This window comes from Mesobacillus foraminis (genome assembly GCF_004340465.1).
Classification (GTDB): Bacteria; Bacillota; Bacilli; order Bacillales; family Cytobacillaceae; genus Mesobacillus_B; species Mesobacillus_B foraminis.
Genome location: NZ_SLVV01000004.1, coordinates 112,363 through 129,114 on the forward strand (window position 1 = coordinate 112,363; position 16,752 = coordinate 129,114).

The 16,752-nt window shown below is 40.7% G+C and carries 18 protein-coding genes and 1 pseudogene; 3 read left to right on the forward strand and 16 right to left on the reverse strand.

Going from position 1 to position 16,752, the window contains the following annotated elements:
- Positions 1-120: 120 nt before the first annotated feature.
- From fabF to pdxR, 14 genes and pseudogenes are all read right to left on the reverse strand, one after another.
- A complete protein-coding gene (fabF, locus tag EV146_RS07390) occupies positions 121-1,362 on the reverse strand; it encodes a beta-ketoacyl-ACP synthase II (protein WP_181215923.1) in 1,242 nt (413 codons plus the stop codon).
- A 293-nt stretch (positions 1,363-1,655) separates the two neighbouring features.
- The gene (locus tag EV146_RS07395; protein WP_132004064.1) at positions 1,656-3,605 is read right to left on the reverse strand and encodes an electron transport protein; all 1,950 of its coding nucleotides are present in this window, start codon (positions 3,603-3,605) and stop codon (positions 1,656-1,658) included.
- A 269-nt stretch (positions 3,606-3,874) separates the two neighbouring features.
- On the reverse strand, positions 3,875-4,018 hold the full coding sequence (locus EV146_RS26865; protein WP_158287035.1) for a hypothetical protein: 144 nt from the start codon (positions 4,016-4,018) through the stop codon (positions 3,875-3,877).
- Between the two features lie 471 nt (positions 4,019-4,489).
- Complete coding sequence (locus tag EV146_RS07400; protein WP_132004067.1) at positions 4,490-4,693, reverse strand: hypothetical protein; 204 nt, start codon at positions 4,691-4,693, stop codon at positions 4,490-4,492.
- Between the two features lie 108 nt (positions 4,694-4,801).
- On the reverse strand, positions 4,802-5,293 hold the full coding sequence (locus EV146_RS07405) for an SRPBCC family protein (protein ID WP_132004070.1): 492 nt from the start codon (positions 5,291-5,293) through the stop codon (positions 4,802-4,804).
- Positions 5,294-5,359: 66 nt separating this feature from the next.
- Positions 5,360-5,836 (reverse strand): redoxin domain-containing protein, encoded by a 477-nt coding sequence (locus EV146_RS27840; RefSeq protein ID WP_241993844.1) that lies wholly within the window; start codon positions 5,834-5,836, stop codon positions 5,360-5,362.
- A gap of 405 nt (positions 5,837-6,241) precedes the next feature.
- On the reverse strand, positions 6,242-7,036 hold the full coding sequence (locus EV146_RS07420; protein ID WP_241993845.1) for a rhamnogalacturonan acetylesterase: 795 nt from the start codon (positions 7,034-7,036) through the stop codon (positions 6,242-6,244).
- Positions 7,037-7,088: 52 nt separating this feature from the next.
- Entirely contained in the window at positions 7,089-8,660 is a 1,572-nt protein-coding gene (locus EV146_RS27845) for a pectinesterase family protein (protein ID WP_241993846.1), read from the reverse strand.
- Positions 8,661-9,040: 380 nt separating this feature from the next.
- A pseudogene (locus tag EV146_RS07430) lies at positions 9,041-9,373 on the reverse strand (hypothetical protein); the annotation flags it as partial.
- Positions 9,374-9,388: 15 nt separating this feature from the next.
- A complete protein-coding gene (locus EV146_RS27475) occupies positions 9,389-9,556 on the reverse strand; it encodes a hypothetical protein (protein WP_181215922.1) in 168 nt (55 codons plus the stop codon).
- Positions 9,557-9,572: 16 nt separating this feature from the next.
- A complete protein-coding gene (locus EV146_RS07435; protein WP_132004083.1) occupies positions 9,573-10,007 on the reverse strand; it encodes a DoxX family protein in 435 nt (144 codons plus the stop codon).
- Positions 10,008-10,065: 58 nt separating this feature from the next.
- On the reverse strand, positions 10,066-10,920 hold the full coding sequence (locus EV146_RS07440) for a M56 family metallopeptidase (RefSeq protein ID WP_132004086.1): 855 nt from the start codon (positions 10,918-10,920) through the stop codon (positions 10,066-10,068).
- Complete coding sequence (locus EV146_RS07445; protein WP_132004089.1) at positions 10,917-11,333, reverse strand: BlaI/MecI/CopY family transcriptional regulator; 417 nt, start codon at positions 11,331-11,333, stop codon at positions 10,917-10,919. The genes EV146_RS07440 and EV146_RS07445 overlap by 4 nt, the downstream gene beginning before the upstream one ends.
- 119 nt (positions 11,334-11,452) lie before the next feature.
- Positions 11,453-12,856 (reverse strand): MocR-like pyridoxine biosynthesis transcription factor PdxR, encoded by a 1,404-nt coding sequence (gene pdxR, locus EV146_RS07450; RefSeq protein ID WP_132004092.1) that lies wholly within the window; start codon positions 12,854-12,856, stop codon positions 11,453-11,455.
- A 111-nt stretch (positions 12,857-12,967) separates the two neighbouring features.
- Between pdxR and EV146_RS07455 the strand changes: the two genes are divergently transcribed.
- A complete protein-coding gene (locus EV146_RS07455; protein WP_132004095.1) occupies positions 12,968-13,405 on the forward strand; it encodes a GNAT family N-acetyltransferase in 438 nt (145 codons plus the stop codon).
- Between the two features lie 48 nt (positions 13,406-13,453).
- Here EV146_RS07455 and EV146_RS07460 read toward each other — a convergent pair whose 3' ends face one another.
- The gene (locus tag EV146_RS07460) at positions 13,454-14,455 is read right to left on the reverse strand and encodes a DUF3231 family protein (RefSeq protein ID WP_132004098.1); all 1,002 of its coding nucleotides are present in this window, start codon (positions 14,453-14,455) and stop codon (positions 13,454-13,456) included.
- Between the two features lie 176 nt (positions 14,456-14,631).
- On the opposite strand from EV146_RS07460, the gene EV146_RS07465 reads away from it, so the two are divergent.
- Both EV146_RS07465 and EV146_RS07470 read left to right on the forward strand, forming a co-directional pair.
- A complete protein-coding gene (locus EV146_RS07465) occupies positions 14,632-14,829 on the forward strand; it encodes a DUF2187 family protein (RefSeq protein WP_132004101.1) in 198 nt (65 codons plus the stop codon).
- 75 nt (positions 14,830-14,904) lie between these two features.
- Entirely contained in the window at positions 14,905-15,708 is an 804-nt protein-coding gene (locus EV146_RS07470) for an STAS domain-containing protein (protein ID WP_158287036.1), read from the forward strand.
- A 123-nt stretch (positions 15,709-15,831) separates the two neighbouring features.
- Here EV146_RS07470 and EV146_RS07475 read toward each other — a convergent pair whose 3' ends face one another.
- A complete protein-coding gene (locus EV146_RS07475) occupies positions 15,832-16,692 on the reverse strand; it encodes an aminoglycoside 6-adenylyltransferase (protein ID WP_132004107.1) in 861 nt (286 codons plus the stop codon).
- Between the last annotated feature and the right edge of the window lie 60 nt (positions 16,693-16,752).

Below are 16,752 nucleotides of genomic sequence, written 5' to 3' on the forward strand. Positions count from 1 at the left end.
CAATTTATGATTTATGCGGAAGAATCATTACGATTACGACCAAGGAGGCATATGCACATGGATATTTATAGGATGAAAAAAAGAACACACCAATGTTTAAAGTGTGTTCTTTGTATAATATTAGTTCGTATATTTTTTAAAAATGAGTGAAACATTATGGCCGCCAAAACCTAAAGAATTGGACAGAACCACGTCAACCTGTCCCTCTTTTGAAGTATTTGGAATATAATCCAGGTCCAATTCCGGGTCAGGTGTTTCATAATTAATAGTAGGGGGCATGATCCCTTCCTTTATAGCTAAAAGTGAAAGCATCGCTTCAACTGCTCCAGCTGCACCCAGCATATGGCCCGTCATCGACTTTGTTGAACTAATGGAAAGTTTGTACGCATGCTCTCCAAAAATTTCTTTGATTGCCTGCGTTTCATATAGATCATTATATGGTGTGCTTGTTCCGTGGGCGTTGATATAATCCACGGTTGATGGCTCCAGGCCTGCATCATTCAGTGCCAGGCTCATTGCCCGCTGAGCGCCCTCGCCCTGCGGAGCTGGAGCAGTGATGTGGTGGGCATCTCCTGTTGCACCGTAACCAACCATTTCTCCGTATATCTTTGCTCCACGTTTAAGTGCGTGTTCCAATTCTTCAAGAATCAGGATTCCTGCACCTTCTGCTATCACAAAGCCATCCCGGTTCTGATCGAACGGCCGGCTGGCTGTGGCAGGATCAGGGTTGGTAGATAAAGCTGTCATATTTGTAAATCCAGCTACCGTCATTTCCGTAATAGCAGCTTCCGTCCCTCCAGAAATCATAATATCAGCATCTCCGTTCTGGATGACCCGAAAAGCATCCCCAATGGAATTAGCTCCGGACGCACAGGCAGTCACTGAACAGTTATTGATCCCTTTCGCTCCCAGTTCGATGGATACACGGCCAGATGCCATATCCGGAATGAACATTGGAATTGTGAAAGGATTAACACGGCGAGGACCTTTATCCATAAACCGTTTATGCTGGTCTTCAAACTCTCCTAAGCCGCCAATCCCGGATCCGATCCAAACGCCGATACTTTCAGGAGAAACAGTTTCACCTACTTTCACTTCAGCATCACTGATAGCCATTCTGCTTGCCGCAACAGCAAATTGTGTAAAACGGCCCATTCTTTTGGCTTCTTTTGCATCCATATATTTTTCAGGGGCAAAGTCTTTTACTTCACCCGCCAATCGAACATTATATCTTTCCGTATCGAACTTCGTTAAAGCTCCAATGCCTGATACGCCATTTTTAATATTTTCCCATGTAGTTAACGCATCATTTCCTGATGGAGTAACTGCCCCTATGCCTGTAACCACAACTCGTTTCTTCATAATGCTTCCTCCCCCAAGAACCCCAATTTATTACTAGGTATTAATATCATATAATAAGTAATTATACGCACTTTTTTTAAAAATAGAAAGAATAAACCCTGCCAAATCTGGCAAGTCCATTCAAGTTATACATATACATTCCTGTTTAGAGCTAATTTCACCATTATCAATGTTAAAGCCTAAATCTACAATTTCCCACGTTTTAGTTGATCAAATCCGCCTTAATAATTTCCATTAAGTTTTTAGGAGAATAAAGAAAAAATAAAATGAACAAGAAATTCAACTCTCCTTGTTCATTTTATTTTGTATAGAGATAATAAATAAGAAATCAATTGATCTTGTTCCTCTTGGGAAAAACCTGTTGTTTGGTCAACCCAGTATTCATGCCCTTCTCCTGTCACATGCATGAGCTGCAAATCAGCGGACTTCCTATTAGCCTTTATCACTTTTTCTCTAAGCTGACTGTCAATTAAAGCTCTTAAACTGTTCTTTGGGTCAGGAAACATTCCTGTAGAAATCGTTCCGGGGACTCCAATGTCAGTCCGTGGATTTGCCCCGACTGCAACGCCCCCATCATGCAAATAAGGCGCTGTCCAATATAAGCCGATCAGACTTGGAACCTTATATCCCCCCGAAGAGCCTTTAAGCCCAAAGGCAAGGCGGATCTGCTCAGGATCCAAGTTATTGGTGGGCACCTTTATACGTTTTGGATTTTTAGGCAAAGGTACAGCAGTATCATATGTGTATATAATAGGGTCCGTTAAAAGGTTTTCAACCACAGAAAAAGATTTAGCCCTTGAAGGCTCCGTTTTAATGGTTTCAGCAGGGACAATTTTATTGTTGGTCAACGCTTCGCCAGCATGGCAAGAAATACATTTTGCCCTTTCAAAGACCTTTCTTCCGGACGCGATCGTCTCCTTCTCCACTCTAACCTTTGGTTTAGGGGGCTGGAGAGTATTCTGCCAGGCAGATACCCCATTGTTCTGTTGATAAAATTTATAATTTGGGCTGTTTGCAATCACTCCGCTGGGGGCGATAATTGAAACCTTCGGATAGGAAGGAAGTTCCACAGCCTGAAGTACACCAGCTGTATTGGGAGTTGGGTCGATTTTTTTAAAAAACGCGGACGGTTTCAAACCCTTTGAGGGCTTATACCGAAAATCTGAATTGGCAGCATTCTGCAAAATCGTTCCCAGGTAAACCTCTTTGTCAATGCCGAATAATTCACTGCTAGCCTGAGACACTGTCGTGGCATCTGCATTTTGTGCATGGACATTATTGCTGAACGTGCTAAGTCCATTAAAGGGGCCTGCCATTGCCATTCCGCTCCAGCTGTACGGGTGGTCTCTTAACGTGAACGAATCAGGTATTTGTATAGGATTACTGATCAAATCAATGGTCGTATCAAAATTTCCCCTTGGCCATTTCACCAGGATGGAGTCCACTGCATTCTCCAGTTTCCCTGGGTCCGGCAATGAAGCAGGTTCACCCTTGGAATCGATGATGGCCCGAGAGTTTTTCTGCATGTATTTTTTTATATTGCTGATCTCAGCGTGGGAAAAATAAGAGGCGGAATTCGTTGAAAGAGCTAGCAGAAGACCCCCATTTAGATCGGAATTTGGGGCGCCCTCCACCACCTTATCTGTCTCGGGATCAAAGGAAGCGTGGCAGGCGGCACAGCTGATTCCCACACGGACTCGTCCGTCGTGAACTGAAACAGGTAATCCTATCGGAACATAGGCTCCCTTTGCTACATCAATCCCTGTATCCACTTTTTCGCCTTTCTTAAAGGTTTTATCTCCTAAAGTAACATCCTCGGCCAGTTCCACACGCAAGTTGTTTGTTCCTTTACCTTTGAGGGCAAAAATGGCTTTCATTACATTTCCGAGCGTAAATGGCCCATCTACCATACCAAGAATGTCAGTCAAAAATACCTCATTTCCAAATGTTTCTTCATAGAAGGTTTTCCTGCCAAGCTCCAATAGCTCCTTATCAATTTTCACGGCTCCATTTTCAGGAGATAGCTTTTCCCTTCCTTCTTGGGTTTTTGACAAAACCTTTGCCTGTTTGTCCGTAATATATTCTCCCCAAAAATCGTAGCTGCTCCGTTTATTGGGCTGATAATCCATCAATTTTTCTTCTGGGGGTATGTAAGCATAATCAACGTCAAGAAGGTAAAATGTACCGAAACCTATAAATATCAGCAATAAAAAGCTCAGCCAAACCCAGCTTCTTTTTTTCATTTCTTCCTCCCTCTTGCGTTCGGTGAAAGTTCCGTATAAAAATAAACGATAAGTATTAAGAATTATCGTGCCCCAATTTATTGTTTTCATCCATAAAAAAACCATTGTCCAATGACAATGGTCATACTGCAGACAAACTACATAGAAGTGTTTGCTTTTAAACTTGTTTAGCTCAGTTTGTTGACCCTGGTCAGGTCCGCTGGCGGCACCGTAAGCTCCTGAATGCTTAATTATTTTCTTATACCTTTTAGTTTCAGAACTCTAGGCTTCTATTTTAGCTTTGCCATTCTATGTTTAATTGGCAGGCTGTAACAATCGTCGCAAACCCCATGATTATCGATATATTCAGCCTCTTCGGTAATTTCCTTCTGGCATTCAGAGCAAATCCAATACTGAACAGTAACCTGCTCCATTCTACTCAACTCCTTTTATTAACAGGATTCGGCCGAATTTCCTGATTTCCTTCATAAATCACCATTTTATTTCTATTTTTGCAAGCATATGTTTAAAAAGTTTTAAAACTTTGGTCATAATTTTTTCATATTTTCTCGTTATGATTAAGACATGAAAAGGACACCCATCCCTTTTCATATCGCCCCCCTTTTTTTATATAGATTGTACAGATCCGGCTTTAGGCCGGATTCTCTTTTTTTTGGCTCTGATAGGTCTTAATCCTGGTGTTTTTGCAACCATGCGAAGCCTTCCAGTCGGCATAAACAGCAGACTCGAATTATAGATATTTTTTTCTGCTAGAGTCCTCGAGATTGACTTGTTGGGACGAAGCTCCCCTCATAAAAAAGAAGAGGTTAGAATAAAATCACCCATACCTCTCTTGCCAACATACTGAAAAAGCCGCCAGATTTGGCGGCTCTCTCTCTTCCATACTATTTTCCATTTGTTTGTTCAACTAATTTTTCCACGCAGGATATATGAGAAGGATTTACTTTTAGTGTCTGCTCACGGTCTAAATAGACTAGGCTGTTTTTTAAATCCTGATCAGGATTTATAAGCTCTTCCTCTAGCGCAGCAAAGCTTTGTGAATGAACAATATACTCTTTCCCACTGGCCATTGTGATTTTGAACTTCATCTGATCTCCCACCCATTCTTCAATTTTATTTAATATGTATTTGATTATATTATTCGATAAAAAGGCCTGGAAATCCTTCTTGAAGTGAAGAAAGCCCGTCATTTCGAGTTAAATCTGAGTTTTTTTCAGATAATCTTCTATAATTTGATTATATTCTTTGAAGTGTTTTTCCCAGATTTCCTGTGGGTGACTGAATTCTTTCCCGTCAAGCAAAGTCTCAATGACATCAAGACAGACATGCCAACCCGCCAGGTCCCTGGGTGTATGGCTTGTGATTCCATTGAGCTTTTCATTCATGACGAGCTTGCAGCCTTCCAGGTGTTGTTCTAGCTCAAATCTCACCTTGTCCTCACCCCATGTATATTCAAGGATAAAAGGTGCTTCAAGATCTAGTATTTTCATTTCTTCGAAGGTTCCATCCTGCATATCGAATTTAATAACGCCATCTTTACGAAGGTCTTCGATACTTAGTTCAGGAAACCATTTTTTCAGCTGGGCATTTTCAGTAAGCATGGACCATACCTTTTCTATCGGATGGTTGATGTAACGTTCAAATCTTGCCGTGAAGCCTGTTTTATCTTTTGTTAAACATGCGGCCACCTGTCGTTCCTCCTCTATTAAAAGCTCTCCCTTTTATAAAACTTCCACATTACGTGCAAATTTCCTTTAAGGATTGGTCCCTAGTTTTTTAAGTTCTTCAAACACAGCTTCATAGTCACTCTTCTTATCTGCCTTAAAGGAAGTATTCATATAGGTAATGATCCCTTTTTTATCAACGATGAAAACGGATCGGACAGCTGTTTCTCCTTTCTTATTAAACACCTTGTATGCTTTGGCAGTCTCCTTATGCCAATCAGACAGCAATGGATATGGCAGTGTCCCCATGCTGGCGGCAAATACACGATGAGAATGGATATGGTCAACCGAAATCGCAAGCACCTCCGTATCCATTTGCTCAAGGCGATTGTAATCCTCTTTCCAAGAGGCAATTTCCTTTATTCAGCCAGGAGTAAAATCCATTCCATAAAAAGCTATAAGTATATTTTTGCTGTTCCGATAGTCGGTTAAAGACAGCTTTTCTGCAGTGGTAGCAGCTAATGAAAAGTCTGGGGCCAGTTCGCCAATGGTCAATGAATCTTCCACTTTATCCCTCCTTTATTTAAGTTACTCTTTAGCCATTTTAGCCTTGTTTTTACATAATTAGACCATTATCCTGTTTTTTGAAAAAGTGCTTAATGAACTTTTGCAGCAATCAAACGGACTCTAAAATTGCAGCGCTAAAATGGGCCGTTCATCCTGATCCTTTATGAAATAAAGTGCTGGATCATCGTTTTGCACAACGAAAAAAAGGCAGCATATTCTCGCTGCCTATATCATTGTATTATTGTTTTTTCAGGATTTCTGGTGGCATATGGTTCACATGAAATACGTAGGGTTGCACTCAATCCATTATAGGAAGGGAAGATGGCGGACTTCCTATTCTCAACTGCCTGAAGCTCTCCGTCTTTAACTTTAGCTCTTAAAAATCTTGCATCCCTAGGCTTTTACCTATTTATATAGATGGTTTCTTAATGGGACTAGCTTAAGCTCCTTCAAACCTTCTGTCACCAGAACCGCAATTTTCTCTGCCCCTGCCTCCTGAAAATGAGTATTATCCTGAACACCTTCCGGGTAGTTCATGTGTTCACCGGGTTCAAGCCATAAGAATACTTCTTTTGTAGCTTCAGGTCCTAGCTCCTGAAACAAGGACTTGCTTTTAGCTGTAAGATCAATAACCGGGACATTTTCTTCCTTCGCAAGCTCCTTCATGGCAGCTGGGTATTCTCCATGCGAATCACGTGCCAGACCTTCTGCTGTAAAACGTCTGCGCTCCACAGGGGTTACAAGGACAGGAAGAGCATTTTTAGCACGAGCCCCGTCAATGTACTGTTTCAGATAACTTTTATATGTTGAATACGGTTCAGTATAACGGCTTGGATCCTCAATTTTCTGGTCATTATGGCCAAATTGAATGAATAGATAATCCCCTTTTTCAATTTCATCCAGGATCGCATCCAGTCTTCCTTCATCAATGAAGCTTTTCGAGCTCCTGCCAGAAGAAGCTTCATTTTTAACCACAATTTTATCATCAAAATAACGGTCTAAGACTTGCCCCCACCCCATTCTTGGTGCGAGCGACTGATCGTAGTTTGATACAGTTGAATCACCTGCGAGATAAACAGTAATGGTATTTCTATTACTATTTGCATTAGCAGCAGAAGCAGTAAGGTTTCCAAATAAAAGGCTTGAAAGGACAAGGAGCATAGAAGCGATAAGAGACTTTTCTTTTATCCTGTTTAGCATGTTAATCCTCCTTAATTATAGTGAAAAGACGTCACACAGCATAATGGCCCTGCTATATCGACTCGTTATCCTTTTCATGCAGTTCTTTAGGATTCCAGCCTCTTAATACATTTTCAATGGTAAACTGCTCTGCTTCCTCATCAGACAGCTGTCTCCGGTCTTCATTAATGACGGCACCGGGGCCATAATTCTGATATTCATAGAATCTTGCATCCTTGTATGAGAAACCGGACATATCGGTCCAGCCTTGCGGGATAATATGAGGACCAAGATAGCTGTTCATAAACACCACGCTTCCGATGGCATTTGGGTCCCCGCTTGGATGCCATGGCCGTCCTAAATAAACCGTTTGATCAGGGGCATCACTTAATAGTCTGGAATTCAGGAAGAGGTACCCATAAGGCTCGCTGATCAAAGTACTGGCCGCTGTCACATATCCATTATTGGTCGTTGAACCACGGTTAAGTGAAAAAATATCACAGTCTTCAAAAACAGCACGTCCTCCGCCAAAGATAAAGTCTACATCCCCTTCAATATACGACTGATAAAAATATTGAGTACCTTCTCTTACATAGAGAGTATCCTGATTTCCAATGAATCTGGAATTGATGAAGGCCTGGCGTTCTCCTCTTGTATAGACGGCCACTGCCTGTTTGTCCTTTACATCAACACTTTGCTCATCAAAGGAATTTTCGAATGTAAGGTTTTCCGCTATGAAATCATCCCCATAAACGTACACACTTGCACTTCCGGTTGTGCCGTAGGTTCCGCCGCCAGGCTTGGGCTTTCCGGAATAATTATCGTATGTAATGACCGTGTTGGAGGCATCCTCTCCCCGCAGGTGAACAAAAGGCTTATTTTTAGAAATGGTAACAAGTTCCTTATAAATCCCGGCTTCTATGGTAATTTCTACTTTTTCCTTGTTGTTTTCTGGAACAGCGTCAATTGCAGCCTGGACAGTACTATAATCAGCCGGTCCGTCCTTTGATACGGTGAGCAAGTTCGGAATCCCGGCCAGCTCTGCCGTTACATCTCTCATTTTGCGATGGTCACCGCTTTGCATTCTGTTGTCATTTTTGTCAGCAGAAGTGGTCTGGACAATTTTTGCCTCTACTTTTTGCTCACCCGAAAACAAATCTGGGTTAAGGGAGCCGGTTAATTGATAAAGAATCACCGTATTTCCTTCGGGACTCGTGCCAATTGAGGCTCTTTTGACCGGAAGAAGCTCACCATTTTGCAAGAAGGCAATGTCATTCGCATGTACCGATTCCAGCTTTCTATCCAAAGTAACTGCAATCAGACTGTTGCCGATCCATTCAACTTGTTTCATCTTTACTTTGTTTCCGGGAGGAAATTCCGTTGGCTGAACAGTTGAATTTTCACCCTTTGAAAGAATCCCCATCACCTTCAGCTTTTTTAAATGAAGGCCGCTCGTTATCTCCTCAAGCTGTACAATCTGTAATCCCCCATCTTGGTAAACGCTTTCAATTTTTTCGTCATTTGTATTACCCCCTAGTTCACTTGCTATTACGCTGTTCGACATTGCATGGCTGCCGCTCAACACAGCAAATGCTGATACGGAAGAGATTAATAGTTTCTTGCCGTTTTTCTTAAATTTTGTCATCAGGCTTCCTCCCTTTTCTGTAAATCTAAGGGTTATTATATAAAAGTCTTGAGTTAAAACAATATAAAATATTTAGAATATTGTTTCATTTCTTTAGCTATTTCCTTCCTTTCCTTCCCTTTAGTGATAATGTACCATGTCAAATTTAATGACCAAACTTGTATAATAGGTCTAAAGGTCTGAAATATCGTTCAAACTAATCTCTGAAATAAAAACTAGTCTCACCTTCTTACTTCCATCAAGAATAGGGTATTTTTCTTGCCTTTTCATTATGGGTTAACCGTTATTGAGCGGCTATAGCTATTAATTGAAAAAAAGATACGTATATTCTTTCTTTTTATGATTTTTTACGAAAATAAAACCGCAGGAATTCTGCGGTTTTATTCTTTATTAAGTTTCGTATATTCTTTTTTAATTTCTTTCAGTGTTTGATCAAATTGCTCGCCCCAGTGGTCATTGATGGTATGGAAAACAACCCTGCCGTCTTCATCCAGCATGCCATATCCTCTGTAAGCAGAATCCCCATTTTTCATTTCAAATAAATCAATTAATTCCAGACCAGAATCTGAAACAAATGGAAGGCTCTTCCCAAATTGACTTTCCAGCAGGCCATGAAGCTCAAGCTGCTGTTCGGGTGAATCACCGCTTACGATGTAGATGCTCGCATCCAGGCTGTCCAATTTGTCAAGATTTTCATGCAACTGAACCAGTTGCTGCTGGCAATGGCTTCAGGTATACGTGGTAATAAAAAAGAATAATACAGGTTTCTTTTGCGGAAATGTGACTTCCTCATTGTTCTGATTCCGCAAAGTCATGGAGCCTTGCATCATTTCTTGGCCGCATGCAGATACCACAAGGATGGTAATCAGCATTAAAAGTAATATTCTTGCTTTCATGTTCTCTTCCTTTCTATTAGACAGTTCTTTCTGCCCTTTTCCTTTGAGTATCGGTTGAACGAGGCAGCTTAGCGTCAATGCTTAACAGGAAACTTCCATTCAAAGCTAGAAAAACGGCTATTGCCATTAAGACGATATCTAGCTCATAACCTGATCCCTGTCCATTCCCGAGAAATCCAGCTCCCAGCTTGACCTTCAGGATTGCCCCGAGCATAATCATCGCCAGTAAAGCTGATATGATCCTTGTTCCCAGGCCGACGATTAACGCGATACCTCCGGCTAATTCTATCACAGCAACCAGGTAAGCGAGGAACCCCGGTAAGCCAATACTGGAAAACCATCCTGCTGTGTTCTCAATTCCCCCCTGGAATTTTGATAATCCATGAAGTAAGAAGGTAATGCCTAAAACCACTCTTAAAATTAAGGATCCAATTTCTACATTATGTTTCATTTTCATTCTCCTTTCAAGCATATTGCACTACATTGCGTAGTGTTAATAGATAAAAAAATTAGGCAAGAGTAAAAAGAACCATGCCCATTAATAACAGCATTACATGGATGGATATAACGATATGAAACAGTTTTAATTTGACTGGTATAGCCTTCTGCGGTTCAACAAGCTGCTGAAGCCTGAAATTCACTGACTCTCCGGAAAATTGCACCACTAACGTGGAAGGAGTTTTAAAGGAATTTTTTATTAGTTTAAGCAGGGCGCTTCCCAAACTCATTTCTGAACCCATTTTCGTTACAGCATACTCATCTGCCATTAATTCACTCATGATTTTAAAATTTTCATAACACCATTTTGTGAGCGGAATAAACCAAAGCGAATGAGCGATTACCTGAAGTATAAATATTTTTAAAGGGTCCCGATTATTTTTATGGAAGGTTTCATGTTCAACCACCGCCTCCAGTTCCTCCGTTTCAAGCATCTGGACCAATGAAGTGGACAGGACGATAACCGGATTTTTGATGCCGGTTGTAAAAGCAAGAATTCTATCACTCTTAATAATCATCAGATCTTCATGCCGATTCAGTCTAGTGCCATATAACCTCGTCATTTCGTGGTCCTTTAAGTTTAACAATCTTTTTCGAAACCGAAAGGATAGAAAGATTTGAGCAATTACTTTACCAATTGTGACCAGCAGGATATAAGCGATCATCGTGTTCAGGAGGAAGATGACCAAAAAGTAGTAAAAGGAATTTTCCCTGAACAAACTTATACAGAATTTAAAGAAGTTCAGCTTTAAATTCACCCCAAATATCAAATGTGTAAGAAACATACCCATTTGAATCCAGACCATCGAAGCCAGAACCAGGCTCAATAATAAAAGATACCAGGATTTTCTTCTCCACCACATCATGTTTTATCCTTTTTCAGCTGCTGGATTTTTTGTTCCAATTTGTAAAGCAGGGTTTCATCGACATCAGTTAGAGAATCGATCATATGACTGATGACTACTCCGCCAAATTCATCTAGTAAATTCTCGGTAAGCTTTTTGGATTGTTGTTCAAGGAAGTCATCTTTTGACAGGACTGGACTGAACAAAGATATACGCCCGCTTGTCCTCTTCTTAAGAGCACCTTTTTCTACCAGCCTGTTCATTACTGTCATGACCGTATTGAAATTGACTGGCTTTTCAGATTCAAGCTTCTGCTGAACTTCTTTAATGCTGCATTCCTCACCTAGCCAAAGGAATTCCATGATCTTCGCTTCAAGTGGTCCAAAGAACCTGGAAAGTCCTTCTTCATTATACTTGAATTTCTTAATATTCAATCCTCTCACCCTTCCACTACTGATTGTAGTGCTTTGGAGGATCACATTCAAGAGTTTTATATATTTATTTATCATTACAATTGTTACGTACCTTTTAAGATTTTAGAGGATACCAAAATTTAAAGCCCCCAGGCCTCCTTTAGCAGCATAATCCCTTTTTCGATTTCTTGTTCAGAAAGAGCTCCAAACCCTAATAAGATTTTAGGCGGTTGCCTTTCCAGTGGTTCGTTAAAGTATATCGATAAAGGGTAGACCTTTACGCCTGCATTCATTGCTTTTTGAATTAATTCAGGTTCCTCCATTCGACATATTACTTCTAACACAATATGAAGGCCTGAATGTTCACCAATTACCCTGACTTTATTTCCAAAATTGCTTTGAATAGCTGCAAGTAATGTACGCTGTTTTTTACGGTAAAGGGTTCTCATTTTATTTAAATGTCTTTGCCACAGACCTCCTTTCATAAAATGATACAGAGTATCCTGATGGAGACGGGAAACTGTCTGCTTATAGATGGTAAAGTGTTCCCCGTACTTTTTTATGAGACTTAAAGGCAACACCAGATAGCTGATCCGAATAGAAGGAATCAGCGCCTTGGAGAATGTCCCCAGGTAAATCACGTTTCCATTGCGATCGAGCCCTTGCAAGGATGGTATTGGTTTTCCTTTATAGCGATATTCACCGTCATAATCGTCTTCAATAATATAGGCACCCTTTTCTTCAGCCCATTTTAACAGGCCCATCCTTAGTGATATCGGCATGACCATGCCAAGGGGAAATTGGTGTGACGGTGTAACATATACTGCATTGGCATGGGTTTGGTTTAACACTTTTAGGTTGATTCCGTCTCCTTCTAGGGGGATAGGAGCAACCTGTACTCCTAAATCTTCTAGGACCGTTCGAGTGCGGTGGAATCCGGGATCTTCTATAGCATATATTTGTTCCCGGCCTATTAACAGGCATAAAAGCCCAATAAGGACCTGCGTTCCCGCTCCTATGACAATCTGGTCCGCCGAGCATCTTACGCCCCTTGATGCATAAATATGCTTGACAATTTGCCGGCGAAACTCAGGCTCTCCTTGCGGATGTCCCATATGAAACAGTTCCCCGCTGTCCTCATAAAGAGACTGTACAGCCAGCTTGCGCCATGCCTTGTACGGAAAGTGTTCGGTATCAATCTTCCCTGAATTGAAATCAATCAGCACATCTTCTTTTACGTCGGTCGAATGCTGAACAGGTTCCTGGTCGGAAACGCGATCTTGGAAGAGATCATGATCCAGATTCTTAACAAATAAGCCGCTTCGAGGCCTGCTCTCAGCATAACCTTCGGCGCAAATCTGTTCATATGCGCCCTGGACTGTATTTAGGCTTAATCCTAGGTGCTTGGCTAAATTGCGTTTAGAGGGCAATTTTTCTTTTGGTTTTATTCTACCCGCTAAAATTTCTCTCCTAATGAAGTCTGCCAATTGAATGTACAGAGGTGTTTTACTTTCCTTATCTAAAATTGGGGTCAGTTCGATCATAATTCCTCTCCTATTTAACTGATACCATTAAAATGATGTAATTTGGTTCTTTAAATTATACCAGATTATGATTCAATTAATGGTAAACAGAGAGGAAAGGGGCAATAAGAAATGAACAAAAAGATCTTCATTAAAGAACTGTCGAATAAGGAGGAGTGGCTGGAGGCCTTACCGGTTATGAAACAATTGCGCACTCATCTTGATGAGGCTGCATATCTTCAATTAATAGAGGAAGCTGCTGAAAAAGAGGGCTATAAAATGGCTGCTTTATTTGAAGGTTCTAAAATCGCTGCGGTGATCGGCTTTATGCCCATGATCACCTTATATAATGGGAGATTCATCTGGGTCTGTGACCTGGTTACACATGAAGAAAGACGTTCAAAGGGATATGGGAAAGCATTGCTTCAGTTTGCAGAAAACTGGGCGCAGGAACACGATTACAAACTGGTTTCCCTTTCATCGGGATTACAGCGGGAGGAAGCACATCGTTTTTATCAGGAGAAAATGGAATATGATAAGGTAAGCTATGTCTTTTTAAAAAAATTATGAACGTTATTCGCACGAAAGCCTCTCGCGCCTGCCGGAGGCTTTGCTTAACTATTTTTTATGGCGGACAGCTTTCGGAGGAGATTCGAGCCACTTATGCTTGATCATGATGTTCATACCGTCCTCCGCATACAGCTGAATCTCCATTAATAATCTATTGTATGCAGCGGCGATATCCCTTCTCATGCTGGCTCCTAAACCAAGTCCGTAAAAGCCGATACCCATGGCAGTTAAACTACCAGCAACGTACATCATCAGCTTGTCTGAAAAGACATATTCCGTTGTATCGGTTACCTGAGAATCCCAATACAAGCCTGCCGGAAGATGATCCTCTTTTAAGAATGTGCTGAATATTTCACAATGCTTCTCCGCAATCTCTTTTCCTCTTATAAAATGCTTGGATATTTCCTTTGATTTTGCCACTTGGCTGAAGCCCAGCATCACTGATGCTCCCAGAGAATTTCTTTGAAAATTGGCATACAGATTTGTCACTTCTGTAGACAGCAATGGTCTTCGATCTCCAAAAATTCCTGTAAGAAAACCTTGTTCCTCGATAAAATCTGCGCTCTCAGCTGGCTCCAGGAATGGAGAATGAATGTAAAGTCCATTTACGATCAAAGCATTTTTTGCAAGATTATAGAGACGTATGGAATCTGAAAGGCACTTTTCAAATAGATCTGTCGTATCCTTCCGTACTGCGAGTGAAAGATTCACAGCATGGCTCCTCATGCCCACCCTTCCAAACTGGTGCAAAAATTCAAGGATAAAACTGTCTGAAAACAATTCTGAATTGCTGGAGGAAGTTACGTCATTATCTAACGAAAAGCCAAACGGAATAGGATAACTCTCTTCTTTAAATAAAGCAGAAATAATTTCTAAATGCTCCAAAGCGCCCTGGTAGGCATCCTGAACAATAATTTTTATACTTTCATCTTTTGTTATATGTAAAAAATAACTTAGTATACATGCCTGTGCACTATCCCCCATATAAGTTCCCCATAGCTGGGAAATTTCTTGAGAAGTTAAACGATCAAGATTGTTCTCTTCCATCATGCTTCCTCCATCACTACCCTATTTTTTCACAGTGAGCTGCCTGCATTTTTGTTTTGTTAGTATACTTCTTTCGCAAGAATTTATTCTTCAACATTATTCCTTATGAATTCGTATGAGATTAGTTTAAATTGATTTTTAATGGGTATAAACTTTTATACCGAGGAGGAATGAGGACAATGAAAACTGCGAGAGCAAAAATTGGGGATCAGATTATTTCCCAAAATAAAATTAAAGGGATTGTAACAAAAATAAACGAAAATTCCGTTATTATCGACATTCTGGAAAATAACAGCGACCTTGAGTTTCCAAATAACAAGACGGTAATCTCACATAAGCATTATGAGCTTTCGAAGGAACAAGCCCTGCTGCACTAAAGGCAGAAAGTAAACAATATTTCTCAATACATATAAATTTTATTGTGCAATTCAGCAGTCAAAGGGTGAATGGTAGTGGAAAAATTCATAAATAAATTATTTGAAAACAACTCCAAGCAAATCGAGAATTACTGGAAAACTGAAATGGAAGAGGCTATTAAAAAAGAGAAAAGTGCCTCCGCCTTTAATGAACCATTAACCCTTGAATTATTTACAATTATTTTTGAAAGCATAAAGAAAGTAGATACTCAAATTACATCAGATTTGCAGTTCTTTTATTCAAAAATTCTAGAATACAATGGGTCGATAAATTTCATCACTCTTGGATTTCAGTCATTTCGGCGAGTCGCATTGAAAGTGCTCATTCATGAAGAATTGACAAGGGAAGAAATCCTGACGATCTATAATTATATTGACCGCTGGTTTGATCCCGTCATTTCACAAGTCGTGAATAATTGCTCCCAGACACTAGAAAATACCTTTACAGAACAGAAGCAAGCATTAAAGGAGCTCTCCGCTCCTGTCATCGAATTGTTTGATCAGATAGCGGTTATGCCCCTGGTAGGAAATATAAATGATGATCGGGCCAAAAACATAAAGGACAATCTTTTAATCGGTATAGCAAAGAATCAGGCTTCAATCGTCTTTATCGATATCAGCGGTGTCCCTGTTGTGGATACCTTTGTTGCCCAAAACCTGATTGACACTGCAAGAGCGACCAGGCTCTTGGGTGCTGAATGCATCCTGGTGGGCACCAGACCCGAAATCGCCCAGACAATTGTCAACCTTGGTATTGACCTGAGCGAAATCCGCACGTTTAATTCTCTTCACAAAGGATTATTATATGCTTTAGAAAAATTGAATATCTCTATTAACTAAGGAAGTAAAATTCAAAGACTGCAGACTAGTTGAAAAGTTAACTTGTCTGCAGTCTTTCCTTTTCCCGGCAGAATTCAGTAGTTCCTAGCTATCCTCTTTAAGTTAGAGTGATTCATGCGAATATTACCTTGTATCGGAAGGAAGCAATCGGACATGCATTAAATATTGTGTGACTCGCCTGTCTTCTTCATTTGGGTAACTGAATTTATGCCCTGCTGCAACCTTCCTGGAGGTTGAGCGAAACAAGTCAATCATTAAAGATAATGCCTCCCATACGCTTGGTACATTTCCATCTGAATATGTGTGGAGCAGCTTTTGATATATATCTTCCCCGGCGTACCGCTGTAGATGCTTTCCGCATTTCCCAAGGCTAATGGAATAACCATGCTTCATACCAACTTCCCATTCAAGCATTTTTAGAAGCATTTTCCTGCATATATCCATATGGTCCTGAGCATAAATCATTTCGTTTCTCCACAATCCTTTTGCTACATATGTCGTTACCCACCAGAATTCATTGCAGCAATCATCATACATCTCGGCCGACGGTTGTTTTACCCAATAGTGACGATCGGATGGAGCCGCAAGACCTGGCATTGCATCATCCTTATCTAGTAAAATAACGGTTAGGCTGTCTTCCCTGCAATACCTCAATTTGTCCTCAGCCGGAATTAAGGTTAAATCAATTCGATTTCCGTCAGTAAACAGCATTAAATAGGCAAACCGGTTCCTTGGTTGAGACGGATATAAAACCGATTCATCCGGTTTTTGCATGATGATCCGTTCCCCGAAAACATTAATCCAGTCAGGATCGATGATAAAGGATTCCAGATCGGTGACCAGGTAAACGATATCATAATCCATAAAGATGTCTTGGTTCGTATTAGGGTTGGCCCGTGAGCCGTTCATCCCAACCGCCCGCACTCTCTCATCCTCCATTGCCACTTGTAAAATTAGTTCCATCATCCTTTCATATGAACGCATATTAAATCCCCCATTTTTTAATTTTTTTTCCGAAAGTGCACAGACATGTTGTCTTAAGAC

Coding starts and splice junctions, on each gene's coding strand:
- fabF (WP_181215923.1), bottom strand. CDS start 1,362: ATGAAGAAACGAGTTGTGGTTACAGGCATAGGGGCAGTTACTCCATCA.
- EV146_RS07395 (WP_132004064.1), bottom strand. CDS start 3,605: ATGAAAAAAAGAAGCTGGGTTTGGCTGAGCTTTTTATTGCTGATATTT.
- EV146_RS26865 (WP_158287035.1), bottom strand. CDS start 4,018: ATGGAGCAGGTTACTGTTCAGTATTGGATTTGCTCTGAATGCCAGAAG.
- EV146_RS07400 (WP_132004067.1), bottom strand. CDS start 4,693: ATGAAGTTCAAAATCACAATGGCCAGTGGGAAAGAGTATATTGTTCAT.
- EV146_RS07420 (WP_241993845.1), bottom strand. CDS start 7,036: ATGCTAAACAGGATAAAAGAAAAGTCTCTTATCGCTTCTATGCTCCTT.
- EV146_RS27845 (WP_241993846.1), bottom strand. CDS start 8,660: ATGACAAAATTTAAGAAAAACGGCAAGAAACTATTAATCTCTTCCGTA.
- EV146_RS27475 (WP_181215922.1), bottom strand. CDS start 9,556: ATGAAAGCAAGAATATTACTTTTAATGCTGATTACCATCCTTGTGGTA.
- EV146_RS07435 (WP_132004083.1), bottom strand. CDS start 10,007: ATGAAACATAATGTAGAAATTGGATCCTTAATTTTAAGAGTGGTTTTA.
- EV146_RS07440 (WP_132004086.1), bottom strand. CDS start 10,920: ATGATGTGGTGGAGAAGAAAATCCTGGTATCTTTTATTATTGAGCCTG.
- pdxR (WP_132004092.1), bottom strand. CDS start 12,856: ATGATCGAACTGACCCCAATTTTAGATAAGGAAAGTAAAACACCTCTG.
- EV146_RS07455 (WP_132004095.1), top strand. CDS start 12,968: ATGAACAAAAAGATCTTCATTAAAGAACTGTCGAATAAGGAGGAGTGG.
- EV146_RS07460 (WP_132004098.1), bottom strand. CDS start 14,455: ATGATGGAAGAGAACAATCTTGATCGTTTAACTTCTCAAGAAATTTCC.
- EV146_RS07465 (WP_132004101.1), top strand. CDS start 14,632: ATGAAAACTGCGAGAGCAAAAATTGGGGATCAGATTATTTCCCAAAAT.
- EV146_RS07475 (WP_132004107.1), bottom strand. CDS start 16,692: ATGCGTTCATATGAAAGGATGATGGAACTAATTTTACAAGTGGCAATG.